The sequence below is a fragment of the Sulfitobacter sp. NFXS29 genome (assembly GCF_040148765.1).
GTDB lineage: Bacteria > Pseudomonadota > Alphaproteobacteria > Rhodobacterales > Rhodobacteraceae > Sulfitobacter.
Window position 1 is genome coordinate 72,360 of sequence record NZ_JAGDED010000007.1, and the last position, 25,463, is coordinate 97,822.

The 25,463-nt window shown below is 62.1% G+C and carries 23 protein-coding genes; 8 read left to right on the forward strand and 15 right to left on the reverse strand.

Annotation, left to right across the window (positions count from 1 at the left end; genetic code table 11):
* Position 1: 1 nt before the first annotated feature.
* Together J3456_RS12340 and J3456_RS12345 are read left to right on the forward strand one after the other, a co-directional pair.
* Positions 2-1,726 (forward strand): sensor histidine kinase, encoded by a 1,725-nt coding sequence (locus J3456_RS12340; RefSeq protein WP_349580499.1) that lies wholly within the window; start codon positions 2-4, stop codon positions 1,724-1,726.
* Between the two features lie 138 nt (positions 1,727-1,864).
* A complete protein-coding gene (locus J3456_RS12345; protein ID WP_161487433.1) occupies positions 1,865-2,032 on the forward strand; it encodes a hypothetical protein in 168 nt (55 codons plus the stop codon).
* Between the two features lie 67 nt (positions 2,033-2,099).
* On the opposite strand, the gene J3456_RS12350 is transcribed toward J3456_RS12345, so the two are convergent.
* Positions 2,100-2,651, reverse strand: a complete 552-nt coding sequence (locus J3456_RS12350) for a cupin domain-containing protein (protein ID WP_349580500.1) — start codon at positions 2,649-2,651, stop codon at positions 2,100-2,102.
* Positions 2,652-2,832: 181 nt separating this feature from the next.
* Here J3456_RS12350 and gabT point away from each other — a divergent pair, with 181 nt between their 5' ends.
* From gabT to J3456_RS12370, 4 genes are all read left to right on the forward strand, one after another.
* The gene (gene gabT, locus J3456_RS12355; protein WP_349580501.1) at positions 2,833-4,233 is read left to right on the forward strand and encodes a 4-aminobutyrate--2-oxoglutarate transaminase; all 1,401 of its coding nucleotides are present in this window, start codon (positions 2,833-2,835) and stop codon (positions 4,231-4,233) included.
* Positions 4,234-4,483: 250 nt separating this feature from the next.
* The gene (locus J3456_RS12360; RefSeq protein ID WP_349580607.1) at positions 4,484-5,473 is read left to right on the forward strand and encodes a P1 family peptidase; all 990 of its coding nucleotides are present in this window, start codon (positions 4,484-4,486) and stop codon (positions 5,471-5,473) included.
* A complete protein-coding gene (locus tag J3456_RS12365; protein WP_349580502.1) occupies positions 5,466-6,275 on the forward strand; it encodes an alpha/beta fold hydrolase in 810 nt (269 codons plus the stop codon). The genes J3456_RS12360 and J3456_RS12365 overlap by 8 nt, the downstream gene beginning before the upstream one ends.
* Positions 6,272-7,639 (forward strand): tetratricopeptide repeat protein, encoded by a 1,368-nt coding sequence (locus J3456_RS12370; RefSeq protein WP_349580503.1) that lies wholly within the window; start codon positions 6,272-6,274, stop codon positions 7,637-7,639. Before J3456_RS12365 ends, J3456_RS12370 begins: the two co-directional genes overlap by 4 nt.
* A gap of 15 nt (positions 7,640-7,654) precedes the next feature.
* Here the strand turns inward: J3456_RS12370 and J3456_RS12375 are convergent, their stop codons facing one another.
* From J3456_RS12375 to hemC, 5 genes are all read right to left on the reverse strand, one after another.
* Positions 7,655-8,344 carry a fumarylacetoacetate hydrolase family protein gene (locus J3456_RS12375; RefSeq protein ID WP_317390396.1) on the reverse strand — a complete coding sequence of 230 codons (690 nt, stop codon included), beginning with the start codon at positions 8,342-8,344 and terminating at the stop codon, positions 7,655-7,657.
* A 98-nt stretch (positions 8,345-8,442) separates the two neighbouring features.
* Positions 8,443-10,152: a hydantoinase B/oxoprolinase family protein gene (locus J3456_RS12380; RefSeq protein ID WP_349580504.1), complete on the reverse strand. Its 1,710-nt coding sequence runs from the start codon at positions 10,150-10,152 to the stop codon at positions 8,443-8,445.
* A gap of 4 nt (positions 10,153-10,156) precedes the next feature.
* The gene (locus tag J3456_RS12385; RefSeq protein WP_349580505.1) at positions 10,157-12,235 is read right to left on the reverse strand and encodes a hydantoinase/oxoprolinase family protein; all 2,079 of its coding nucleotides are present in this window, start codon (positions 12,233-12,235) and stop codon (positions 10,157-10,159) included.
* Positions 12,236-12,297: 62 nt separating this feature from the next.
* On the reverse strand, positions 12,298-13,230 hold the full coding sequence (locus J3456_RS12390) for a LysR family transcriptional regulator (RefSeq protein WP_349580506.1): 933 nt from the start codon (positions 13,228-13,230) through the stop codon (positions 12,298-12,300).
* Positions 13,227-14,174: a hydroxymethylbilane synthase gene (gene hemC, locus J3456_RS12395; protein ID WP_349580507.1), complete on the reverse strand. Its 948-nt coding sequence runs from the start codon at positions 14,172-14,174 to the stop codon at positions 13,227-13,229. Before hemC ends, J3456_RS12390 begins: the two co-directional genes overlap by 4 nt.
* Before the next feature lie 84 nt (positions 14,175-14,258).
* Between hemC and hemE the strand changes: the two genes are divergently transcribed.
* Positions 14,259-15,290 (forward strand): uroporphyrinogen decarboxylase, encoded by a 1,032-nt coding sequence (hemE, locus tag J3456_RS12400; protein WP_349580508.1) that lies wholly within the window; start codon positions 14,259-14,261, stop codon positions 15,288-15,290.
* A 271-nt stretch (positions 15,291-15,561) separates the two neighbouring features.
* On the opposite strand, the gene hemF is transcribed toward hemE, so the two are convergent.
* Positions 15,562-16,443, reverse strand: coding sequence for an oxygen-dependent coproporphyrinogen oxidase (hemF, locus tag J3456_RS12405; RefSeq protein WP_349580509.1), 882 nt, complete (start codon positions 16,441-16,443; stop codon positions 15,562-15,564).
* An 18-nt stretch (positions 16,444-16,461) separates the two neighbouring features.
* Positions 16,462-16,992, reverse strand: a complete 531-nt coding sequence (gene idi, locus J3456_RS12410; protein WP_349580510.1) for an isopentenyl-diphosphate Delta-isomerase — start codon at positions 16,990-16,992, stop codon at positions 16,462-16,464.
* 195 nt (positions 16,993-17,187) lie between these two features.
* Here idi and J3456_RS12415 point away from each other — a divergent pair, with 195 nt between their 5' ends.
* Entirely contained in the window at positions 17,188-17,661 is a 474-nt protein-coding gene (locus tag J3456_RS12415) for a c-type cytochrome (RefSeq protein ID WP_349580511.1), read from the forward strand.
* A gap of 62 nt (positions 17,662-17,723) precedes the next feature.
* On the opposite strand, the gene J3456_RS12420 is transcribed toward J3456_RS12415, so the two are convergent.
* The 7 genes from J3456_RS12420 to J3456_RS12450 are packed head-to-tail and all read right to left on the reverse strand — an operon-like array spanning position 17,724 to position 25,394.
* Positions 17,724-18,869 (reverse strand): iron-containing alcohol dehydrogenase, encoded by a 1,146-nt coding sequence (locus J3456_RS12420; protein WP_349580512.1) that lies wholly within the window; start codon positions 18,867-18,869, stop codon positions 17,724-17,726.
* 3 nt (positions 18,870-18,872) lie between these two features.
* On the reverse strand, positions 18,873-20,246 hold the full coding sequence (locus J3456_RS12425) for an aldehyde dehydrogenase family protein (protein WP_349580513.1): 1,374 nt from the start codon (positions 20,244-20,246) through the stop codon (positions 18,873-18,875).
* A 2-nt stretch (positions 20,247-20,248) separates the two neighbouring features.
* Positions 20,249-21,613, reverse strand: coding sequence for a glutamine synthetase family protein (locus J3456_RS12430; RefSeq protein ID WP_349580514.1), 1,365 nt, complete (start codon positions 21,611-21,613; stop codon positions 20,249-20,251).
* Between the two features lie 58 nt (positions 21,614-21,671).
* Positions 21,672-22,709 (reverse strand): TRAP transporter substrate-binding protein, encoded by a 1,038-nt coding sequence (locus tag J3456_RS12435; protein WP_349580515.1) that lies wholly within the window; start codon positions 22,707-22,709, stop codon positions 21,672-21,674.
* Positions 22,710-22,759: 50 nt separating this feature from the next.
* Complete coding sequence (locus J3456_RS12440; RefSeq protein WP_067916408.1) at positions 22,760-24,085, reverse strand: TRAP transporter large permease; 1,326 nt, start codon at positions 24,083-24,085, stop codon at positions 22,760-22,762.
* Positions 24,085-24,651, reverse strand: a complete 567-nt coding sequence (locus J3456_RS12445) for a TRAP transporter small permease subunit (protein ID WP_349580516.1) — start codon at positions 24,649-24,651, stop codon at positions 24,085-24,087. The genes J3456_RS12440 and J3456_RS12445 overlap by 1 nt, the downstream gene beginning before the upstream one ends.
* Complete coding sequence (locus J3456_RS12450) at positions 24,648-25,394, reverse strand: N-formylglutamate amidohydrolase (RefSeq protein ID WP_349580517.1); 747 nt, start codon at positions 25,392-25,394, stop codon at positions 24,648-24,650. The genes J3456_RS12445 and J3456_RS12450 overlap by 4 nt, the downstream gene beginning before the upstream one ends.
* Between the last annotated feature and the right edge of the window lie 69 nt (positions 25,395-25,463).

Here is a 25,463-nt window from a genome sequence, read left to right on the forward strand (position 1 = left end):
TATGACATCTGGCTTCTTCAGCGGTGATCTGATGCGTGGGCTGACGATCCGTATTCTGCTGTTTCTGTCTCTCGCGCTCTTGCCCATCGGGCTGATCGCGGTTGTGCAGACACGTCAGATTGCGGATCAGAGCCGCCAAAGCGCAGAGCTATCGCTGATCGCTGTCACAGAGCAGGCCTCTGCTGCGGAACGCCGGGTGATCCAAGAGGCTTTCGGCGCCGCCGAAGCACTCACCTCTATCGTGCGTCTCAGGCGGGACGATCCCGAGGAATGCACGGCCTTCCTGAAGGAATATAAGCAAGCGTCAGACATCTATTCGCTTGTGGGTTTCATCGGGCTAGACGGGAAAATGACCTGCTCCTCCACGGGGCAGGATCATGACTTTTCCGAGGATGAGAATTTTAAAACGCTGCTGGAAACACCGGTCCGCCGTGCGATGCCGGTGTTGCAGGGGGCGGTCAGCAACCAGATGGTCACGCTGATCAACGCGCCGGTCTACGAAGAGCGCGAATTGATCGGCTTCATGGCGCTCAGCATCCCCGAAGACGCCATAAACGCGATACGCGAACCCAAGAGCAAACACAGCAGCGTCGCGATGATGACCCTCAATAAGATGGGGCACATCCTGACCGCCGAAAACGGGCTGGCCGTTGCCAAAAAGGAATACCCCAGCGATGTCGCCTTGTCGCTGTTGACCACCAAAGAACCCAACGTCTTCCTTTCAGAGAATTTCGACGGCCAAGAGCGCGCCTATGTGATCGTTCCAATCGTGCCGGACACGGTCTTTGCGCTGAGCGTATGGCCCAGCAATACACCGTTTCTGGACACCGGCGTTTCCACCCGCCTGAGCGCGCTTTTGCCCATCGTCATGTGGCTGGCCAGCCTGATCGTGGCCTTCTGGGCGTTGAACCGGCTGGCGATCAATCACATTCGCAAGCTTGGACGGCAGATGCGCCGCTTTGCCCTGAACCGCACCCTGCCGCGCGGCACGCTTGGCCCTTCGGTGCCCACCGAATTGGTCGAGATGGAATCGGCTTTTGTCGGCATGGCGGAATCGATCCTGCGAGATGAGGCGACGCTCGAAGACAGCCTTCGGCAAAAGAACATTCTGCTGAAAGAGGTCCACCACCGGGTCAAAAACAACCTTCAGCTTATCTCGTCGATCATGAACATGCAGATACGGCAGGCCAAAAGCGAAGACGCGCGCTTTGTCCTGCGGCGCTTGCAGGATCGCATCCTCAGCCTCGCCACCGTGCACAAGAACCTCTACCAGAATGACGATCTGGTGCGGGTCAACGCCAGCGAACTGCTGAACGAGATTGTGGGCCAGATGCTATCGGTCGGTCTGCCCTCTGGTTCGGGCGTGCAGGTTGAGCAATCCTTTGAGCCGATCAAGATTGACGCCGACGATGCGGCCCCCTTGACCCTGCTGGTGTCAGAGGCGCTGACCAATGCACTGAAATACGTCTCGACGGTCGAACATGGCAAAGGGTTCATATCGCTAAAGCTGATCCAAACCGGGCCGGAACAGGCGATGCTGGAAGTGCGCAACACCATCGGCAACCCTGAAGAGGTGAAATCCGGCACCGGGCTCGGCTCTCGTTTGATCCTTGCCTTTACCCGCCAGTTAAACGGTCAGGTCGAGGTCGAGACCATGGGTGGCGTGTACCAAATCCGGGTGAATTTCCACGTCCCGACCGACAGCAAGATGGTCTACGACTACTGACGCGCTATCGATCAGCGGAATCTGGCCGGAAACGTGGCCCACAGGTCACAGACTCGTCATAGGCGAAAAATTTGTCGGAACCCTTTGGCCCGCGCGCGGTTGAGCACCTGAAACGCAGTGCTAAAAAGGAAAACGGAGATGACCACGGAGCTCTTTCTCGGCGGTCTGACCATCCTGACCTTAGCCGCGGTCATCATCTTGGCCCTCACCACGGGCCGACGGGAACTTAACCCGGATGAGGACCGTGCCGGGCGCGATAAACAGCAACCGGAGACCCAAAGGTCGAACTACCGGTCAGACTACTAAGACCTGACACCCCTATCGACCGCCCCGAGCAGAACGCTCGGGGCGGTCGATATTTATAGGGTGCCTTTTAAAAACTGGGGGGCGTGCAGGCGCTGACAATCTCACAGGGGTCGGCGCCAATATTGCGAAACCGATGCGGCAGGCGGCTGTCGAACAGGTAGCCATCCCCGGCGTTCAACAGACTAACTGCGCCATCGACCGTCACCTCTATGCTGCCCCGCACCACCACGCCCGCCTCTTCGCCCTCATGGCTCAGAAACTCCGGCCCGGTATCCGCGCCGGGCTCATAGGTTTCATGCAGCACCTGAAGCGCGTGATGCGCCGCATTGCCCAATTGCCGCAGCGATACGCCGCCCTGGTGGCTTGGCGAAATCTCGGTCAGTTCCTGCGCGCGGTAGAACACCTTGGCGCTGTCGTCTTCCTCAAGGATCGAGAAGAACTCCGCCATGCTGATGGGAATCGCGTCCAGCAGGCTTTTTAACGATGCGACTGATGGGCTCGTGCGGTTCTTTTCGATCAGCGAGATCGTGCCATTGGTCAGCCCGGCCTTGGCCGCAAGCTCACGTTGGGACAACCCATGTTTCTTTCGGATCGCTCTAAGTTTATCGCCGACGTTCAATGACTTGTCCTTTGTGGGCATCGGCGTTGCGACCGCGCCTTGTGGCGGAGGGGCAACCGATGATCTTGGGAATTGTTAGATAGGCTCTGCCTTCGCGATTGACAATTATATTAAACGGAATATGGATTTTTTAAACGACACGTCACTGCCCCTCTCTCTTTCGCAATAAGGTATCTGTTCCATGTCCAGCACCGTCAAGAAATCGCACCGCAAATCCTCAGCCAAGGCCAAAGCCGCGCCGCAGATGACAGTGGTCGAAGCAAATCCCGCCACCAAACCCGACGGTCAGACGAATGCCGACCTCGTCGCGCGCCGAGACGCCGCCGTGCCGCGCGGTGTGGCCTCTGCCGCGCCGATCTATGCGAAATACGCCGAGAATGCCGAACTATGGGATGTCGAAGGCAACCGCTACATCGATTTCGTCGGGGGCATCGGCGTGCTGAACACCGGCCACCGCCACCCCAAAGTGGTCGAAGCCGCCAAGGCGCAAGAAGATCACTACACCCACACCAGCTTTCAGGTGGTGCCCTACGGTCCTTATATCGAACTGGCTGAAAAACTGAACGCGCTGGCCCCCGGTGAGGCACCCAAAAAGACGCTGCTCGTCACCACCGGCGCCGAAGCTGTTGAGAATGCCGTGAAAATTGCCCGCGCCGCCACCGGTCGTCCGGGCATCATCGCCTTCACCGGCGGCTACCATGGCCGCACCCTGCTGACGCTCGGCATGACCGGCAAGGTCACGCCCTACAAAAAAGACGTGGGCCCCTTCCCGGCGGATGTCTTCCGCGCGCCTTTCCCTTCGGTGCGCGACGGGATTACCGTGCAGGACGCGCTGACCGGGTTGAAGAACCTTTTCCTCACCGATGCCCAGCCCGAACGCGTTGCCGCGATCATCATCGAGCCGGTGCTCGGCGAAGGCGGCTATACCCCTGTGCCTTTCGACATGATGCAAGAACTGCGCGCAATCTGTGACCAGCACGGCATCCTGCTGATCGCCGACGAAGTGCAGGCCGGCTTTGGCCGCACCGGCACATGGTTCGCGATTGAGCATTCCGGCGTCGCGCCGGACCTCATCACCGTGGCGAAATCCATGGCCGGTGGCTACCCGCTGGCCGGGGTGATTGGCCGCGCCGATGTGATGGATGCGATGGCCCCCGGCGGTCTGGGCGGCACCTATGGCGGCAACCCGGTGGCCTGCGCCGCAGCGCTGGCGGCGATTGAGGCGATCGAAGACGAAGGTCTGCTGGCCCGCTCCACCGCGATGGGCGAAACGCTCAAAGCCCGCTTTGCCGAAATCGGCGCGCGGTCGGCGCCCTACCGCTTTTGGGATATCCGCGGCCTTGGTGCCATGGTCGCCGTCGAATTCGTGACCGACTTTGACAGCGCCAAACCCGATGGCGACTTCACCAAGCGCGTCATCGCCCACGCCCTCAAGCGCGGCCTGCTGCTGCTGAGCTGTGGCATGCATGGCAACGCCGTGCGCGTGATGGTTCCGCTGACTGCATCTGATGCCATCGTCGAAGAGGGCCTCGCGATCTTTGAAGATGCCGTCGCCGCCGCTGTCGCCGAAGAGCAAAAGTAAACCAACCGGCCATGCCGGACGGATTGGGCGCGCGGGGCAACCTGCGCGCCCATTTTTATGGCGCGCATCCGGTTGGGCAGATCTCTGGCAGCACAGGCCTTGGCATCCGCTGGGGAAGCGCGCAAACTCCGCCCGAAATCAATGCCGGAGTGACGATGCCACTGTTAGACCCCTCGCCCATTTGCACCATTACGGGGATGTTTCACGTGAAGAGCGCGGCAGCCCGCGGGTGCCGCCCATGACCGCCCCGATGCGCCCCGGCCCCCGCAACCTGATCACCGATGTGGCAGGGCTGAAGGTTGGCAATGCGCAGGACGCGCGACTGAAATCCGGCAGCACCGTGCTGATCGGCGACGCGCCCTTCACCGCCTCCGTCCACGTCATGGGCGGCGCTCCCGGCACGCGAGAGACCGACCTGCTGGCCCCCGACAAGACCGTGGCGGCGGTCGATGCGCTGGTGCTCTCGGGCGGCTCGGCCTATGGGCTGGATGCCTGTTCGGGCGTGGTGGATGCCCTGCGCGCGCAGGGGCGCGGGTTTCGCGTCGGTAATGCGCTGATCCCGCTGGTGCCCGGCGCGATCCTGTTTGATTTACTCAACGGCGGAGACAAGGATTGGGCGCAGAACCCCTATGCCGATCTGGGCCGCAAGGCCATGGAAGCGGCCGGCGAAGAGTTTGAAATAGGCTCTGTCGGCGCGGGCACCGGCGCGCTCAGCGCGATGGTCAAAGGCGGGCTCGGCTCGGCCAGTTTGCAACTGCCCGATGGCAGCATGGTCGGTGCGCTGGTGGGGGCCAATCCGGTGGGCGCCGTCACCACCCCCGGCGACCGCCATTTCCACGCCGCCCCCTTTGAGATCGACGCAGAGTTTGGCGGGCTGGGGCCCGACCCCTCCGCCGGGCTGGGCCTCTCCTTTGAAAGCCGCAAGATGGCGGCCATGTCGGCCCGCGCCAATACCACCATCGCCATCGTCGCCACCGATGCCACGTTGACCAAAGCCGAATGCCAGCGCGTTGCCGTGGCCGCCCATGACGGCATCGCCCGCGCGGTGGTGCCCGCGCATATGCCCAATGACGGCGATCTGGTTTTCTCCCTCTCAACCGCGGCGCGACCTGCGGGGGACGTAGCGATGATCGGCCATGCCGCCGCCCTTTGCCTGTCACGCGCCATCGCCCGCGCGATCTTTGCCGCCTCCCCCTCCCAAGGGGATCTTCTACCCTGTTGGAGCACGCTGAATGCCTGATCTGTCCCTCTCGGATATCTCCCTTCATTACGAGGTCGACGGCAGCGGCCCGCCACTGCTGATGCTGGCAGGCATGCTCAGCGACAGTGCAAGCTGGGGCTCTTTGGCACCGCTGCTTTCGGATCATTTCACCCTGATCCGGCCCGACAACCGCAGCACCGGGCGCACAACGCCGTGGGACGCGGAAACCTCCGTCGCGCAGATGGCCCGTGATGCGCTGGCGTTGATGGATGAACTGGGGCACGCAAAGTTTCACGTTGTCGGCCATTCCATGGGCGGCCTGATGGCGATGGAGCTTTTTGGCCTAGCGCCCGAGCGCATCCAAGCGATGAGCATCCTCGCCTCTGCCCCGGTTCGTGCGCCGCGCACCATGGCGGTGTTCGACGCGCTGCTCGCCGTGCGCCGCGCGCCGCAAGGGGAGCAGCTTTGGCTGCGCGCGCTCTACCCTTGGATCTTCGCCCCCGGCTTCTTTTCCGATCCAACAAATACTGAAACCGCCCTTGCCGCCGCATTGGCCTATCCCCATGTGCAAAGCGCGGATGCCATGGCCCATCAACTCGAAGCGCTGCGCGGCTTTCGCCCCACGGTGCGGCCCTTTGATCTGACCTGCCCGACCCAAGTGCTCCACGGGGCCGAAGACCTGCTGATCCCCCGCGCCGCCGCCGAGGACGCCTTTGCACAGATCCCGAACGTGACGCAGACCACCCTGCCAAACGCAGGCCATTCGATCCATTGGGACGCTGCCGAAGCTGTCGCCCAACACCTGCGCCAATTCCACGCCACCGCCGGAGACCCAAGATGACACAAGACCTTTACGGATTGGAAACCTCTGCCAGCCGCCCGGAAACCCTGCAGGCGATCAACGATTTCATCCACGGCTTTCTGTCCTACCAGCCCAAAGCCGCAGGCATCATCACCGCGGCCGATGCCGACCCGGAGGGGCCGCTGGTCAATGCCTATGCCGCCCTTTTGTGGATGTTCCTTGAGCACCCCATCGCACCGGAAAAAGCTCGCCCCTATCTGGAACGCGCCACAGCCGCGACCGGGGCCAACGCCCGCGAGCAAGAGATCATCCGCGCCGTAGGCCACTGGATTGACGGCGATGTGCCCGCTCTCGTTGCTGCCTGTGACGCCATCACCGACAAATGGCCGCGCGATCTGGCGATGCTGAAACTGGCGCAATACCATCTGTTCAACTCAGGCGATGCCGCTGGCATGTTGCGCCTTGCGCTGAAATCCCTGCCCGAGGCCGAAGACATTGCCTATGCCCACGGCATGATCGCCTTTGGCTACGAGCAGTGCCACCTGCTCGACCGGGCCGAGGCCGCCGCCCGCCGCGCGATGGAGTTGCGCCACGATGAGCCTTGGGCGCATCACGCGCTCGCCCATGTGATGCTAACGCAAGGCCGCGTGGCGGAAGGCGCGCGGTTTATGGAAAGCGTGGCCGAGACATGGACTGATCTGAACTCCTTCATGCGGAGCCACAATTGGTGGCATCTGGCATTGTTCTACCTGTCCCAAGGCCGTCACGCCGATGTGCGCGCCGCCTATGACCAGCATATCTGGGGGCTTGAGAAAGACTATTCCCAAGACCAAGTCGGCGCGGTGTCCCTGCTGGCGCGGATGGAGTTCGCGGGCGTCGATGTGGGCGACCGTTGGGGCGATGTGGCAGACCATGTCGCAGCGCGGGGGGCGGATACGGTCAGCCCCTTCCTGACGCTGCAATATCTCTATGCCCTCTGTCGCACCGGGCGGCCCGAGGCGGCAGAGATGCTTGCCGCGATCAACAACCGCGCGAGTGAGACCTCGGCCCATGACCATGCCGCATGGGCCGAAGTCGCGCTGCCCGCCGCCCGCGGCATCGCCGCCCATGCCAAGGGGGATTGGGCCGCAGCGATCCGCGAGCTTGGCATGGCCCTGCCCCGCATGGCCGAATGCGGCGGCAGCCATGCGCAGCGCGATCTTTTCGAGCAGATCCACCTTGATGCGCTGGTGCGCGATGGCCGCGCCTCTGCCGCGCAGCAGGTGCTTGAGATGCGCCGCACCTATGACCCCGAAGGCGTGCCGCTGAACCTGATGCTGGGCGCGGTCTATGAAAAGAGCGGCCTGCCCGATCTGGCCGCCCAAGCCCGCGCGCGGGCAGAACGCACGCTGGCCGGGGCCTAGACCGGGCCGCGTACTTTAGGCGCGTGGGCCGACGGTGACCTCGAACTCAGAGATGCCGTCGACACCCCCGGTGATCACATCGCCGGGCTTCACAGCCGCGACACCGGCGGGCGTGCCGGTCATGATGATGTCACCCGGTGCCAGCGTCACGGCCTGCGACAGGGTGGCGGTATGTTCGCGCACCGACCAGATCATCTGCGACAGATCGGCTTCCTGTTTCATCTCGCCGTTCACGGCCAGCCAAAGGCGGCCCTTCTCGACCGAGGCGACATCGGCGATGGGCAGGATCGGCGCGATGGGCGCGGAATTGTCAAAGGCTTTGGACCAGTCCCACGGGCGGCCCATCTTCTTGGCCTGCGCCTGAAGGTCGCGGCGGGTGAAATCGATGCCCACAGATGCGCCCCAGATGTGATCCATCACATCAGCTTCCGCGATATTCGCGCCGCCCTTGCCGATGGCGATGACAAGCTCTGCCTCGAAGTGGAAATCCTCCGTCAGCGGCGGATAGGGCACGGTGCAGGGCGTATCGAGCGTGGCATCGGCGGGTTTGGTGAAAAAGAACGGCGGGTCGCGCATGTCATTGCCCATCTCAAGCACATGCGCCTCATAGTTACGGCCCACGCAAAAGACGCGGCGCACCGGGAAACGGTCGCTGGTGCCTTGAACGGCAAGGCTGCTTTGCTTTGGGGGGTCAATCACATACATCACTGGGTTCCTCTTGGCATGATGCGGCCAAGGAACACCCGCGCTTTGCAACAGTCAATGACCCCCGTGCGCTTATAAACCCTTGAGCGGCAACTCTTTCACAGGTCCGTACCTTTGCGGATCGCCTCTTGCACCTCGCGGATGTCTTCGGCGCTCAGCCCATAGTCTGCCGCTGCCACCTCTGCGCTGATGTAGCCGCGCAGAAGGTCGCGTTTCACCAAGTCCTTGGGGCGCTCGGTGGCGGGGCCGTAGCCCGCGCCGCCCGGAAAGGCCATCATCACCTTTGCTCCATGCGGCACGAACTGTTTGCCCTTGCCGCGCATCGGCGTGCCATCGTCGCGGGCGATCGTGGTCGGGGCACCGGGAGCGCCACCCTGCCGCCCACGGGCGGGATGATCGACCCGGTCGAACATGGCCTGCATGTCGAACTCATGCCCCGCGCGGGCGCTGACTTCCATGTACTGCCCCAGCCCCCCGCGCTGGCGGCCCGCGCCGCCGCTGTCGGGGCGCAGTTCTTTGCGCCAGATCACCACAGGACCGGCATGTTCCGTGGCCTCCACCGGCATGGTCATCACGCCCGAAGGAAAGGCCGTGGCGTTCAGCCCATCATGCTGCGGCCGCGCGCCCGAGCCGCCGGAGTTGAAGGTCAGCACCTCGGCCCGGCGCGCGCCTGCGGGGGCTTGCGCATCCGTGCGCGGGCGCAAACTGACTTGGAAGTTGCACAGGCAGCCCGCCCCTTCGGCCGGCACGAGGTTCGGCAGGATCTGATCGAGCGCGGCGTAGACCGTGTCGGGCACGAAGTGACCCACAATGTGCCGCAGGGCCACGGGTGCGGGGTGTACGGCGTTCACGATGGTGTCCTCGGGCGCGGTGATCCGGAACGGCTCCAGCGAGGCGGCGTTGTTGGGGATTTCGGGCGCGATGGCGCATTTCAGGGCGTAGCAGGCATAGGCCTTGGTATAAACCAGCGGGCAGTTGATGCCCTTCCTATCGATCCCGGACGTGCCCGCGAAATCCGACAGGATGTGGTCCTCGGTAATGCTCACCGTGACCTTCAGCGTGATCGGCGTATCGAATCCGTCGATGGTCATCTCGCCGGTCGCCTGATGGCGCGGCAAGGCGGCGATGCGCTCCAAGGTGGCGCGGCGGGAATTGTCGAGGATGAAACCCGCGATGCCAGTCAGATCATCGAGGGCAAACTCCTCCATCATGTCAATCAGGCGGCGATGACCGATCTCGTTGCAGGTGGTCAGCGCGTAGATGTCGCCGACCAATTGATCCGGCTCGCGCACATTGCCCCGAATGATCCGCACCAGCGTCGCGTCGACCTTGCCCGCATCGGCGAACTTCATGATCGGCAGATAGAGCCCTTCTTCATAAACACTCGCCGCATCCGCGCCAAAGCCACGCCCGCCGATGTCGACGATATGCGCGGTGCAGGCAAAAAATCCGACCAGCTTGCCACGGTGAAAAGACGGCGTGACCATGGTGATGTCATGCAGATGGCCCGTCCCCTCCCAAGGGTCGTTGGTGATATAGACATCACCCTCAAAGATGTTCTGCCGCCCGATGCGGCGGATAAAATGCGCCACCGCATCGGCCATGGCGTTGACGTGGCCGGGCGTGCCGGTGACCGCCTGCGCCAACATCTGACCGTCGGTGTCATAGACGCCTGCCGAAAGGTCCCCCGCCTCGCGCACCGAGGTCGAGAAGGCCGTGCGCACCAACGCCTGCGCCTGTTCCTCAACCACCGAGATCAAGCGGTTCCACATGACTTGATAGGCGACGTTTGAATGTGTCTGTGCCATAGGCTTACCCTTTCACGGTGATGTCGATGCAGCCGTCCGGCTGGCAGATGGCGCGGCGTGACGCGGGCAGGATGATCGTCGTCTCATCCTCGGTGATCGCGGCGGGGCCTTGAGCGGTCTGTCCCGAGGCCATTTGGTCGCGCAGGACCACGTCGGCGTCGCAGTATTCGGCCAGCGCCGGGTCGAACATACGCCGTGTTAGAGCCACATCTGCCGCCGCACCCGGGGACTGCTCTGCGGTGCGGGCGACCGCCTCGGGCGGGGTGGTGGCATTGACCGACCAGACCGTGATCTCGATATCCAACCCCTCTACGGTGCGGCCGAAAAGCTTGGCGTAATCGGCCTCGAAAAGCGCCTCGAACCGCGCGGCATCGGGGGTTAGGGCGTCTGCCTCATCCAGCACGATGGGGATCTCCCAGCCCTGCCCGCTATAGCGCATGTAGACTTTGTATTCCGACAGAATTTCCGCCCCGGCGTCGCAGTTGCGGACAAAGCCGGTGGCCTCGTCGCGTAGCTCGGCCAGCAGCGTCTTGATGCGATCCGCATCGAAATCCGACAGCTTCATATAGACCGAACGGTTGGCCTCGAAGCTAAACGGCGCGCGCAGGAACCCGATGGCCGAGCCGACCCCGGCGCCGGGCGGCACCAACAGGCGTTCGACGCCCAGTTTCTCACAGAGCCGCCCGGCGTGCAGCGGGGCCGCGCCGCCGAAAGCGATCATCGTGTAGTCGCTGAGATCCTCGCCGTTTTCCACCGCATGCACCCGCGCGGCATTGGCCATGTTCTCGTCCACCACCTCGGCCAGACCGAAGGCGGCGGTGGCGGCGTCCATGTCGAGCTCTTGCCCGATGACCTGGTGCAGCGCCGTCTCGGAACCTGCGGTATCCAGCCGGATCGAGCCGCCCGCGAAATTGTCGGGGTCGAGCTTGCCCAGCACCAGATCGGCATCGGTCACCGCGGGTTTCGCGCCACCCCGGCCATAACAGGCGGGGCCGGGCTCTGACCCCGCGCTTTCCGGCCCGACCCGGATTTGGCGCATCGCATCGACATGCGCGAGGCTGCCGCCGCCCGCGCCGATTTCCACCATGTCGATCACCGGGATCGAAATCGGCATGCCCGACCCTTTCTTGAACCGATAGGTCCGGGCCACTTCGAACACCCGGCTGGTCTTGGGCGTCTGGTTCTTGATCAGGCAAATCTTGGCCGTCGTGCCGCCCATGTCAAAGCTCAGCACCTTGTCGAGCCCGTAGCGGGCGGCGATGTTGGCGGCAAAGACCGCGCCCCCCGCCGGACCGGATTCCACCAGCCGCACGGGAAATTCGGCGGCGCTTTCGATCGAGATGATGCCGCCGCCCGAATGCATCAGGAAGATGTTGCAGCCGACGCCTTCCTCCTGCAGCCGCCCTTCAAGCCGCCCGAGGTAGCTTTTCATCAGCGGCTTAATATAGGCATTGGCGACCACGGTGTTGAACCGCTCGTACTCGCGCATCTGTGGCGAGACCTCGGAAGAGATCGAGACCATGACCCCCGGCAGGCGCTCTTCCAACACCTCGCGGATCATCCGCTCATGCGTGTCGTTCAGATAGGAATGGATCAGTCCCACGGCGACACTGTCATAGCCGGCGTCCGCGATAAGGTCGGCCAGCGCCTCAACCTCGGCCCGGTCCAGCGGGACCAGCACGGCCCCGGTGGCATCGACACGTTCGCTGACCGTGTAGCGCATCTGCCGTGGCAGCAGCGGTTCGGGCAGATTGAGGTTCAGGTCATATTGCTCAAACCGGCTTTCGGTGCGCATCTCGATCACATCGCGGAAACCTTGGGTCGTGATTAGCGCCGTCTTGGCCCCGCGCCGCTCAATCAGCGCGTTGGTGGCCAGCGTGGTGCCGTGGATGATCTGGGTCAGGTCGGCAGGGGTGACCCCGGCCTTGGTGCAGACCTGATGCATCCCGTCGATGATCGCGTTCTCGGGCGCGGCATAGGTGGTCAGCACCTTGGTCGAGAAGCTTTCGCCGCCCTTTTCCAGAACCACGTCGGTAAAGGTGCCGCCGATGTCTACGCCCAGTCGGATGGTTGATGCCGCCATGTCATTCTCCTGTTTGGGCGCAGGATAGAAGCGGGCGTAGCATCGGTGCAAATTATTATATTCTATGGGTGTGAAAGCTTTTTTCGATCCTCTGCCTCGAAAGCCCGGGCGCAGCCCCGGGCCAGTTCTGCGGCGCGGGTGACATAGGCGGGCGTGCGATCCGCGTGATAGCGCGCAGCGACCTGCAAGGGGCGCGGGTGCCATGCGGCGGGCAGGGTCTGCAACGCCCCATCGGCCAGCGCGCCTGCCACCATGACACGTGGCATTACCGCCACGCCCATCCCGTCGAGCACCATGTTCATCGCCGCCGACAGGCTGCTCGAAGGCACCAAACGGGCCTTGGGCGCGGTGGTGCCATCGAAATGGCGGATCAAATCGGAATGGGCCTGCGTGTGCCGCGCATGGCCAAGCACCGGATGGCGCAGCATCGCGGCGAAGTCGGGGGCGGGACCGATCTGCGCGGCGAGTTCAGGAGCGGCCACCCAGATGTAGTCATAGGTCGCCAAGTCCACCTGCCCGCTCGCCGGGGTCGAGAAAGGCGCGGTTTGCAACGTCAGGTCAAGCGCATGGGCGGCAAGCTCTTGGTCCAGATCGCGGGACAGGTCGACGGTAAGTTCGACGGTGAGGTTGGGATAGACCTCGGCCAATGCGCGCAGGAAGGGGCGCAGCCATGTGCTGGCGACCACCTCGGTCACCCCAAGGCGCAGGCTGTCGTCGATCAAGTCAGGCCGCGCGGCGGTCTCGACCAGTGCCTCGGCTTCGCGCAGCACGCGGCGGGCTTGGGCCAGCAGGGCGGTGCCTTTTTCAGTCAGCCGGATCGACCCGGCGTCGCGTTGCATCAGGGTGACACCCAGTGTCGCCTCCAGCCCGGAAATCCGAGCCGAGATATTGGGCTGTGTCGTGTTCAGATGTGCAGCGGCGCGACGAAAGCTGCCAAGGTCCGCGACCCAGATCAGCGCTTCAAGCTGTTTCAGCGTGAAGAGGGTGCCGATCATTCCCGCCAGTCGAAGAAGCCCGGCCCGGCCTCGGCCAGAAGCTTGCGGGCCATCGCCTCGCCCGCCTCGGCCCCGTCGGAAATGGCGCAGGTCACATCGTCGCCGATGGCGTCTGACCCGTCCGGGCGCAGCACCTGACCGCGCAAGCGCATTTCGGTGCCGTTGAGTTCGGCCAATCCGGCGATGGGCGTCTCGCAAGAGCCGTCAAGCGTTGCCAGAAACGCGCGTTCGGCGGCGAGTTGTTCGCCCGTGGCGCGGTCATGGATCGCGGCCAACATGTCGGCGGCGCGGCTGTCATCAACACGGCGTTCAACCCCAATCGCCCCCTGGGCGATGGCGGGCAGCATGTCATCGGGATGCACGGCGGCCTGCGGCACATCGTCCATTTTCAGCCGATTCAGCCCGGCCATGGCAAGAAAGGTCGCCTCGGCCACGCCGTTATCCAGCTTTTTCAAACGGGTCTGCAGGTTGCCACGAAACTCGACTACTTCTAGATCGGGCCGCCGCAGTTTCACCTGGGCGCGGCGGCGCAGGCTGGAGGTGCCAACGACCGCACCCTGCGGCAGGTCGGCGATGGATTTTAGGTGCGGCGAGATAAACGCATCGCGGCAATCCTCGCGCGGGAGATAGGTGTCGATCAACAGCCCACCGGGTTGCAGCGTCGGCATGTCCTTCATCGAATGCACCGCAATATCGATGGAGCCGTCGAGCAGCGCGGCCTCAATCTCGCGGGTGAACAGCCCCTTACCGCCGATTTCTTTCAACGGGCGGTCGATGATCTTGTCGCCCGTGGTCTTGATAACCACAATCGTAAACGCCTCAAACGGCAGGTCAAAGGCGGCGGCGAGCCGGTCGCGCACCTCATTCGCTTGCGCAAGCGCCAGAAGCGATCCGCGTGTGCCGATGTTGAGAGGTTGGGCCGGGGTGGGAAGCTGATACGTCATGACGCATCCCTACCCCCGTCGACATGAACTGACAACTGCTGTACCTGCGCTACCTACGGGTTTGCCACAATTAGGAACGCCATAATGACTGCGAATAAGACCATCCTGCGCGCCCTTGCGGGCGAAACCCTGCCGACCCCACCGATTTGGATGATGCGCCAAGCCGGACGCTACCTGCCGGAGTACCGCGCGACGCGGGCCAAGGCGGGGGATTTCCTGTCGCTCTGCTACAACCCTGAATTGGCAGCCGAGGTGACTTTGCAGCCGATCCGACGCTATGGGTTTGATGGCTCGATCCTTTTTGCCGACATCCTGCTGGTGCCGCAGGCGCTTGGCGCGGACCTGTGGTTTGTCACCGGCGAAGGGCCGCGTCTGTCGACGATCACCACCAAGGCCGAGATGGAAGCGCTGAAGCCGGCGGATGCCATTCACGACCACCTCGCCCCGATTTACGAGACCGTGCGCATCCTGTCACGCGAACTGCCCGAGGAAACCACGCTCATCGGTTTCGCAGGCGCGCCATGGACGGTGGCGACCTATATGATCGCGGGCAAAGGCACGCCGGATCAGGGCCCAGCCCATGCGCTGAAGGACGAAAACCCAGAGGTTTTCGATGCGCTGATGGAGCGGATTACGCTGGCCACAATCGAATACCTCGACATGCAGATCCAAGCGGGGGCCGAGGTTGTGAAGCTCTTCGACAGCTGGGCCGGGTCGCTTCAAGGCACCGATTTCGATCGTTATTCGACCGAGCCGCTGCGCCAGATCATCAGTGCGCTGAAGGCTCGCCACCCGCATGTGCCGATCATTGCGTTTCCGCGTGGTGCGGGCGCGCGATTTGCCAATCTCCATGCGGCCACTGGTGCCGACTGCATCGCTATCGACGATGGCGTCAGCGCCGAATGGGTGGCCGAACATGTGCAACCCAATGGCTGCGTGCAGGGCAACCTGAAGTCCTCGCATATGGTGACGGGCGGCGATGCGCTGGTGCAAGAGACGCGGGCGATTGTCGATGCGCTGTCGAAGGGGCCGCATATCTTTAATCTGGGGCATGGCATCACGCCGGATGCGGATCCGGAGAATGTGCAGTTGATGATCGACACGGTGCGCGGGTAAGACCCGGAGGGCCATCGCCTGCCCGCGGGTCGGCGATGCGACACTGGTTCATGCCACTTTATGGCTCAACTATGATGTGCGTCCTCAGTGTCCAACCCAGCCTCACTCAATCGCCTACCCGTCCGGGCGGGCAGGCGATTGCCCGGCGCCTGCGGCTTGATTCCGGGCTGGATGGCACCTTCGCCGTTTCTTTGTCGCTCTAACAGAAAAGGGCGGAAGGCTGCCTCTCGATTGTGCAGCGCCTCCTGCCTGCTTGTTGCCCAGCCTCAGTTCACACCCACTTCGCCATTGGCGGCAGGCTCATCAGCACTGCGTCAGGGTCATGCCCCGTTTCCAACCCGAACTTCGTCCCCCGATCATAAACGAGGTTATACTCCGCATAGAGCCCACGGTGGCGCAGTTGCACGTCCTTGTCGTCCATGTCCCACTCAATCTCGCGCCGCTTGTCGACCAGTGGCACATAGGCGGGCAGAAACGCCCGGCCCACATCCTGCGTCAGGGCGAAATCCGCCGCCCAATCACCGCTGTTGCGGTCGTCATAAAAGATACCGCCCACACCCCGCGCCCGTTTGCGATGCGGGATGTAGAAATACTCATCCGCCCAAGCCTTCAACTCGTCATAGAGCGTGGCACCATGGGGGTCGCAGGCGGCCTTCATCTCAGCATGAAAATGGGCGGTGTCCTCGTCATACTCAATACAAGGGTTCAAATCCGCCCCACCCCCGAACCACCAAGCATGAGGGGTCCAGAACATTCGCGTGTTCATATGCACAGCAGGCACATGCGGGTTTTGCATATGCGCGACCAGACTGATCCCCGAGGCCCAAAAACGCGGATCATCAGCCATGCCCGGCAGGCCTTTGCGCGCGGCCATCGCCACCTGTGCGCGTTCGCCCAAAGTGCCGTAGACGGTGGAGATATTGACGCCCACCTTCTCGAACACCCGCCCGCCGCGCATCACGCTCATCTCACCGCCGCCCGCATCTGACCCGTCGGGCGCGGTGCGCGTGGTGTTGCTGACCACGAAACGCCCGGCTTCTTCCTCGCGGACATGACGCGCTTCGATGTCGTGGAACGCCTGCACGATGTCATCGCGAAGCTTGCGGAACCAATCCGCCGCGCGTGTCTTTTGGTCTTGCATGTCGTCGGTCATCTCTGGCCCGCCTTTCTGTTATTCCATCGCCCCGTCGCCAAGGATCAGACCTTTGTGTTCGGCCATGTAAATCCGCAGCCAAGGCGTATAGTCATCGGGATGCTGCGCGAGGTCGGCATGTAGATCGCCAAGGGTGATCCAGCGCGTCGCCAACACCTCATCAGGATTTTCCGTAATCGTGAGATCTGGCGCGGCATGGGCGAGATAGACCTCAACCACCTCATGCTCAATGAGCCCCCCACCAACATCAGCGCGGTATTCGACTTGTCCGCGATGCTGAAGGTCCAACCCGGTGATCCCCAACTCCTCATCCAAACGCCGTGTGGCGCAGGCTTGGGGCGGCTCATCCCATTGCGGATGCGTGCAGCAGGTGTTCGCCCAGAGGCCGGGGGTGTGGTATTTGCCAAGCGCGCGTTGCTGCATCAGCAGCTTGCCGTCCGCGATCACAAAGACCGAAACCGCCATATGCCGCAAACCGCGCTCATGCGCGGCGAGTTTTTCAACCGGTTGCAGGGTGCCGTCGACCCAAGCGGGGACCATGATCTCCATCAGAGGCGGCTCGCCGTTGTGTTCATCTCACCCTCGAAGCAGAAGAAATTCACCGGCAGTTATCGGAGGAATTCCCCTTGGTCTCAACCGCTAACCGGCCCGCGGCCCGCCCATGCTACCTTTTGGCGCAGCCGATATGCTTTACCCCCTCGCCCCAAACGCTAGTTTCAAATCAGCCAGACAAAGGAACTCACAATGAACATGCGTATCGCGTCGATCTTCGCCATCTGCCTTGGGGCCACGCCCCTCTGGGCGGAAAGCCATGCCACCGGGGATGCCGAAGCCGGGGAAAAAGTATTTCGCAAATGCAAAAGCTGCCACATGATCCAAGATGATGAGGGCAATGACATCCAGAAAGGCGGCCGCACCGGGCCGAACCTTTATGGAATCTACAACCGCGTGGCGGGGTCGGTCGAAGACTACCGCTATGGCGATTCCCTCGTTGAAGCCGGCGAAGCCGGGCTGGCGTGGAACGAAGAAGACTTCGCCGGATACGTCGCCGATCCCAAGAAGTTTCTGGCCAGCTATCTCGACACGAACCGCGCCAAATCCAAGATGTCTTACCGTCTGAGAGACGAAGAAGACGCCAAGGATGTTTGGGCGTATCTGGTTTTGGTCGGGCCCGAGGTTACTGAAGCGGATATGGAAGAAGCCAAAACGACTGAATAATCCGACGTTTCACTGGTTTTTAAGAAACGGGGGGCCGGTGATCCGGCCCCCCGTTTTGCGTTTTAAAAGCAGTCGCGCAGCAGCTGCGTGACATTCTCTTTGGTCAGTTCAATCGGGTTGCCGCCGCAGCTTGGGTCTTGCAAGGCCGAGGCCACCAGCGCGTCGATATCCGGGTCCGTCACGCCAAGGGCGGTCAGTGAACTGGGGATGTTCAACTCTTCGTTCAGCTTGCCGACGAAATCGTAAAACCCGTCAAAGCCGCCGACGATATCAAGATAGGCCGCCGCTTTGGTCAGACGCTCTTCGATCGCGGGGCGGTTCATACGCAGGACGGGTTGCATGACAACCGCGTTGGTGGTGCCGTGGTGCGTGTGATGTACCGCGCCAATCGGGTGGCTGATGGCATGGATCGCGCCCAGACCCTTTTGAAACGCCGTGGCGCCCATGGCCGCGGCGGACATCATATGCCCGCGCGCCTCAAGGTCACTGCCATCGGCATAGGCGCGCGGCAGATATTCCTTGACCAGACGCATCCCTTCCAGCGCCACGCCTTGGCTCATCGGGTGGTAATGCGGCGAGCAGAAGGCTTCGAGGCAGTGGGCGAAAGCATCCATCCCGGTGCCTGCGGTGATCATCGGCGGCATGCCGACGGTCAGCTCCGGGTCGCAGATCACGACGGCGGGCAGCATTTTGGGGTGGAAGATGATCTTTTTCTCATGGGTCTGCGAATTCGTGATGACGCTGGCGCGGCCCACTTCCGACCCGGTGCCGGCTGTTGTCGGCACAGCCACGATCGGCGCGATACCGTCCGCATCGGCGCGGGTCCACCAGTCACCGATATCCTCAAAATCCCACAGCGGGCGGGTTTGGCCGGACATGAAGGCGATGACCTTGCCCAGATCAAGCCCCGAGCCGCCGCCAAAGGCGATCACGCCGTCATGGCCGCCGTCGCGGTAGACCTTGATGCCTGCTTCGGCGTTCATCTCGGTCGGGTTCGGGTCAACGTCCGAGAACATCGCCCGGCCAAGGCCAGCGGCTTCCATCAGGTCGAGCGTGGATTGGGTGATTGGTAGATAGGCCAGCCCTTTGTCGGTCACCAACAGGGGTTTTTTGATACCAGCAGCGGCGCAGGCTTCGGCGATCTCTTTAATCCGGCCTGCGCCGAAGCGGATGGCGGTGGGGTAAGACCAATTGGCAGTCAGGGACATGTCTCAGGCTTTCTTGAGGTGGTAGGATTTGGGGCGTGTCAGCGCGTGATAGCCCAGTTCAGACAGGCCCGCGCCGCGCCCGGTTTGCTTGCAACCGGTCCAGCACAGTGCCGGGTCGAGGTAATCGGCGCGGTTCATGAAGACAGTGCCCGTTTCGAGCCGCTGACCGATGGCATCGGCGGCCTCTGCATCGGCGGTGAAGATCGCAGCGGTCAGACCAAACTGACAGTCGTTCATCAGCGCGATGGCTTCTTCGTCGCCCTTCACCGGCATGATGCCGACGACGGGACCGAAGCTTTCGTCGCGCATCACGCGCATCTCATGGGTCACATTTGTCAGGATTTGCGGGGTGAGGTAAGCGCCACCATCATCGGCGGGCATCTTTTCGATATGGGCCTTGGCCCCATCGGCCAGCGCTTCGTCGATCTGGGCGCGGACCTCATTGGCGAAGCGGACATTGGCCATCGGGCCGAGCGTGGTCGCCTCTTCCAATGGGTTACCGAGGTTGAGGTTGTTCACCCAAGCCACGGCCTTTTCCACGAAAGCGTCGTAGAGGCTTTCGTGCACATAGATCCGCTCGATCCCGCAGCAGCACTGGCCCGCGTTGAACATCGCACCGTCCATTACGCCATCGACGGCGGCATCAAGGTTGGCATCCGCCCGGACATAGGCCGGGTCTTTGCCGCCCAACTCGGTCGCTACGCCAGTAAAGGTGCCAGCCGCCGCGCGCTCCATCGCCTGCCCACCGCCGACAGAACCGGTGAAGTTCACGAAATCGAACGCATTGTCGGCGATCAGCGCCGAGGTGGTGTCATGGCTCAGTACCACATTCTGGAACACATCCTCGGGCACGCCCGCCGCGCGGTAGGCATCGGCCAGATGCTCGCCGACCAAAATGGTCTGCGAGGCGTGTTTCAAGATCACCGAATTCCCGGCAATGAGCGCAGGCGCGATGGTGTTGTTGGCGGTCATGTAAGGGTAGTTCCACGGTGCCACGACAAAGACCACGCCATGCGGCTCACGCATGATCTTGCGGCTAAAGGCTTCGCTGTCTTCAATTACCGTGGGGGCCAGCGCATCGGCTGCGATCTTGGCCATGTGGCTGGTGCGTTCCTGCAGACCGCCGAATTCGCCGCCGTAGCGCACCGGGCGGCCCATCTGATGGGCCAGTTCCTCGGTCATCCGGTCGGTGGAATTCTCAATCTCTTTCAGCGCGCCCATCACCAGATCGACACGTTCCTGCAAGGGCCGTGCCGCCCATGCCTTTTGCGCTTTGCGAGCGCGGGCAACAGCCTCAAGCGCCACGTCATTGCTCAGGGTTTCGCGCTCCGCATAGACCGAACCGTCAATCGGAGAGATACATTTTACTGTCGTCATTCTCAGGCCCTTTCAAAGCCGCGGGCGATTTCCCAATCGGTCACCACCCGGTCATATTCTTCCTGCTCCCATTCCGCCGCGCGGGTGTAATGGGTCACTACATCGTCGCCCAGCACCTCGCGCAAGAACGTCGAGCCGCGCAGGGTCTCGGTTGCTGCCCGCAGGGTCTGGGGGATATCGACGGCTTTGCTTTCACCGTAGGCATCGCCGCGTGTGGGCGGGGCCAGCTCCATCTTGTCTTCGATCCCTTTGATCCCGGCGGCCAGCATGACCGCCTGCGCCAGATAAGGGTTTAGATCCGATCCGCCAATACGGCATTCGACGCGCACGCCTTTGGTCCCCGCCCCGCACAGGCGGAAACCCGCGGTGCGGTTGTCGACCGACCAAACGGTCTTGGTCGGGGCAAAAGTGCCTTTGGCGAAACGCTTGTAGCTGTTGATATAGGGCGCAAGGAAATAGGTATATTCCGGCGCATAGGCGATCAGCCCGGCCATGTAGTGGCGCATCAGGTCGGACATGCCCAGTTCATCGTTGGAATCGACGAACATCGGCTTGCCGTCTTTCCACAGCGACTGGTGCACATGGCTGGAGGAGCCCACCCGGTCCTTGTCCCACTTGGGCAAGAAGCTTGCCGCCTGACCCTGCTGCCACGCGATTTCCTTGACCGCGTGTTTCGCGATTGTGTGGTAGTCGGCACAGTCGAGGGCCGGGGAATAGCGGATGTTAAGCTCTTCCTGCCCCGCTTCGGCCTCGCCTTTGGAATTCTCAATCGGCAAGCCAGCGGCAAAGAGGTGGTTGCGCACGGGGCGCATCACGTTCTCTTCTTTGGTGGTCTGGAAAATGTTGTAATCCTCGTTGTAGCCGCTGAACGGCACGAGGTTGCGGTAGCCATCTTTGCGCAGCGCGTCAAAGCTCTGCTCGAAGAGGAAGAACTCCAATTCGGTGGCCATCATCGCGTCAAAGCCCAGTTCTTTCAGCCGCGCGATCTGCTTTTTCAGCATGGCGCGGGGGGAATGGGGCACCGGCGCATGGGTGTCGTGATCCATCACATCGCAAAGCACCATCACGGTGCCTTCGAGCCACGGCACCGGGCGGATCGTATCAAGGTCGGGCTGCATGACGTAGTCGCCATAGCCCGTCTCCCATGAGGTGGAGGCAAAGCCTTCGGGCGTGCTCATCTCAAGGTCGGTGGCCAGCAGGTAATTGCAGCAATGGGTTTCTTTGTAGGAGGTCTCAACAAAGTTCACGGCGTGGAAACGCTTGCCCATCAGCCGGCCCTGCATGTCCACAAGGCAGGCAAGAACGGTATCCACCGAGCCGTCTTTGACCATTTTCTTCAGCGCATCGAATGTCAGGGTGCCGGGCATGTTCAGTCCACTTCAAGGGTAAGGCGGGGGCGCAGGCAGCGCGCCCCCGGTTGTCGGTTCAGCCGTTTGTATAGGGCGGACCGGCTTTGTTGATAACGTCGTTATAGTCGCGGAAGATCTGCACGATCTTGGCGTGCACTTCGCCTTCTTCGGCGATCTCTGTCCAGAACTCCTTGGCCGCGTTTTCGACCTCGGCCCATTCGTCGGCGGGTACTGTGCTGAGTTTGAGCTTGTCGCCCTGCGCCCGCAGACGCGCCTCGCCGCCCCAGTACCACTGGTTGCGGTAGGTATGGCCCGCTTCGATCCCCGCCATGACCAACTGCTTGAGGTGATCCGGAAGATCGGCCCACTGTTGCTGGTTGACGAAGAACGACCCGATCCAAGCACCCGAGATGTTGTTGGTGAGGAAGTAGTCGGTCACATCGGCCCAGCCAACGGTGTAGTCTTCGGTGATGCCCGACCACGCCATGCCGTCGAGCTCGCCTGTTTGCACCGCGACCTCGGCGTCTTCGTAAGGGATGTTCACCGGCACCACGCCGAACTTCGACAGGAAGCGGCCCGCGGTGGGGAAGGTATAGAGCTTCAAACCATCCAGATCGGCGACCGATTTGATCTCTTTGGTGGTGTTGAAGTTACAAGGGTCTTGGCCCGCGGCCGACAGCCATTCGACGCCGACCTTGGCGTATTCTTCTTTCCAGATGTCGGCCAACCCGTACTGATTGAACAGCACCGGCACGTCGAGGATGTGCTTGGTGGCAAAGGGGAAATACCCGCCGAATTGCTGCAGCGGCGTGGGCGAGGCCATGCTATCATCATCGGAATGCACCATGTCGATGGTGCCGCGCTGCATGGCTTGGAACAGCTCACCGGTGGGCACGATCTGGTCGGCGTAGAACAGTTCGATCTCCATCTCGCCATTGGCGGCGGCGTTGATGTAGTCGACGGCAGGCTTGGTCACCTGCTCACCTAATGCGGCGCCCGCGTAAGTCTGCAGGCGCCACTTGATCGGCGCTTGGGCATGGACAATGGACGGCGCGGCGAGGGCCGCTGGGGCGGCAACGGCGGCCCCTTTTAGAAACTTTCTGCGAGTGGTCATACGTCTCTCCTTTGTTGAAATATCAGGCCGTCTTTGCGCGGCTCTCGTTGTTATTTGTCGTAGATGTAATCGGGCAGCCATGTCGCGATCTGTGGGAAGACCATGACAAGTATCAGCGCCAAGACCATCACCAGCACGAAGGGCGTGATCGAAGCATAGATGTCGCGCAGGGTAATCTCCGGCGGAGCCATGGCGCGCATCAAAAACAGGTTATAGCCAAACGGCGGCGTCATATAGGCGATCTGCGTGGTGATCGTATAAAGGATACCATACCAGATCAGGTCAAAGCCCAGCGCACCGACCAAGGGCACATAGAGCGGGGCCACGATGACCAGCATCGCCGTGTCATCAAGGAAGGTGCCCATGATGATAAAGCTGAGTTGCATCATGATCAGGATCATCCACGGGCTCAGGTTCATCTTCTCGGTAAAGAGGCTCTCAATCGCCTTGACCGCGCCCAGCCCGTCAAAGACCGCGCCAAAAGCCAGCGCGGCGAGAATAATCCACATGAACATGCAGGTGATACCCAGCGTATTGCGGACGGAGTTTTCAAAAACTTCGCGCGTCATCCGGCCCTTCAGAACGGCGGCGAGGAAGGCCGCACCCGCACCGATGGCCGAACTTTCCACAAGGCTGGTCCAGCCGCGCACAAACGGCACCATCATCACCGCAAAGATCACTAGCGGCAGGATGCCCGCGCGCAGCAGGCGCAGTTTTTCGGCGCGGGGAATGTCGCGATCTTCGGCCGAGAGGATGGGGCCAAGCTCAGGGTTCATGCGGCACCGTATCACGATATAGGCAATGAACATCGCCGCCATCATGAGCCCCGGGATCACCCCCGCGAGCCACAGTTGCCCCACCGGCTGCCGCGCGATCATCGCGTAAAGCACCAGCACCACCGAGGGCGGCACGAGGATGCCAAGGCTCGACCCCGCTTGGATCACCCCCGTCACCATCCTTTTGTCGTACCCGCGCTTCAGCAATTCCGGCAGCGCAATGGTCGAGCCAATCGCCATCCCCGCCACGCTCAGCCCGTTCATGGCCGAGATCAGCACCATCAGACCAATCGTCCCAATCGCCAGCCCGCCGCGTACGCCGCCCATCCAGACGTGGAACATCTTATAGAGGTCATCGGCAATGCGGCTCTCGCTCAGCACATAGCCCATGAAAATAAACATCGGCAGCGTCAGCAGCGGATACCACTTCATCAGCTTCATCGCGGCGGCAAAGCCGATGTCATATCCGCCCTTGTCGCCCCAAAGCAGCAGCGCCGAGACCACGGCGATAAAGCCGATGGCGCCAAACACCCGCTGGCCGGTCAGCAGCATCAGCATCATCGATGAGAACATCAATGTCGCGATCATTTCATAAGACATCAGATGGCCTCACCCTTGAGCCGCAGCACGTCTTTCAAGAGCTCCGACAGACATTGCAGCAGCATCAGAAAGATACCGACGATCATCACGACCTTGATGGGCCAGAGGTAGGGCCGCCAAGCGGAACTAGATTTCTCCATATGGCCGATCTCTTCAGTGCCGGTGACCAGACCGCTAAAGAAGCTGAAAGGCTCGGTCCCCCAGTATCCCAGCGAATAGGCCGTCGAGCTGATTGCGCCATATAGCAGCACGCAGAGATAGAAGATCAGGAAGAAGACAGTGAATAAGTCAAACCACGCTTTGCGGCGGAGCGACCAATCGCCATAGAGCAGGTCCATCCGCACGTTCGAGCCCAGTTGGATCGAATAGGGCCCGCCCAAAATGTAATAGCCCACCATCACAAACTGCGCCATTTCCAGCGTCCAGAGCGACGGGACGAAAAACGCCTTGCTCACGGTGGACCACAAAAGCACCCCCATCAGGACAAAGATGCCATACATCATGATCCGCCCGATCCGTCGGTTCATCGCGTCGATGCCCCGGATATAGCCACGCATGAATTTCATGGTTTGGCGTCCTTCATCTCGGGCCGGGCCAAGGCGGCGCGGAGCCAGTTGCTGATCATCGCGGCCATTTGCTGCTGCCCGGCCTCGGTTGTGATCAGGTCATTGCGGATTTCCAACATGACATGCGGATGGCCATGCACCAAACAATGTTCTTTCAGTGTATGGGTCACGCCGTCTTGGGGGCCGTAAGGTTCGTTGCGCTCGACGTTAAGGTCGGTGTGATCTGCCGCGACGGCGAGCATTGCATCGGCCAAACGGGTGTCGCTGTCGTGCAGAATACCAATCTCCACTGCACGCGGTTTGCCATGGTAGATGGGCGTGAAACTATGCACCGTCACGATCACCGGCGCGTCGACGCGCTTGATCGTGGCGGCAAGCGTGGCGCGGAACGGCTCGTAGTAGCGCGCCACCCGTTCGGCGCGGGCAGCCTCGTCGAGTGTCGCATTACCGGGGATCGCGAAAATCTCGCTCTGCGCAGGCATCGCGCCGGGCGCTTCTGGCGGGCGGTTGCAGTCGTAAACCAGCCGCGAAACGCGGCCTGCGACCAGCACGGCATCCAGTTCATCCGACATCTCACGCGCAACACTCAACGCGCCGGGGTCCCATGCGACATGGCTTTCCCGAGCTGCGGCATCGATGCCAAGACCGTCAAAATGGGCAGGAATATCACGGGACGCATGCTCACAGACCAGCACCACTGACGCATTGGCGCCTGCGTTGATCACCTCAACGGCCTCTTGCATTGCGTTGCTTTTCCCCGGCACACGATCCCCCTGTGTTGCATCGAACCTCCTGCGGACGGTCGCGTCTGT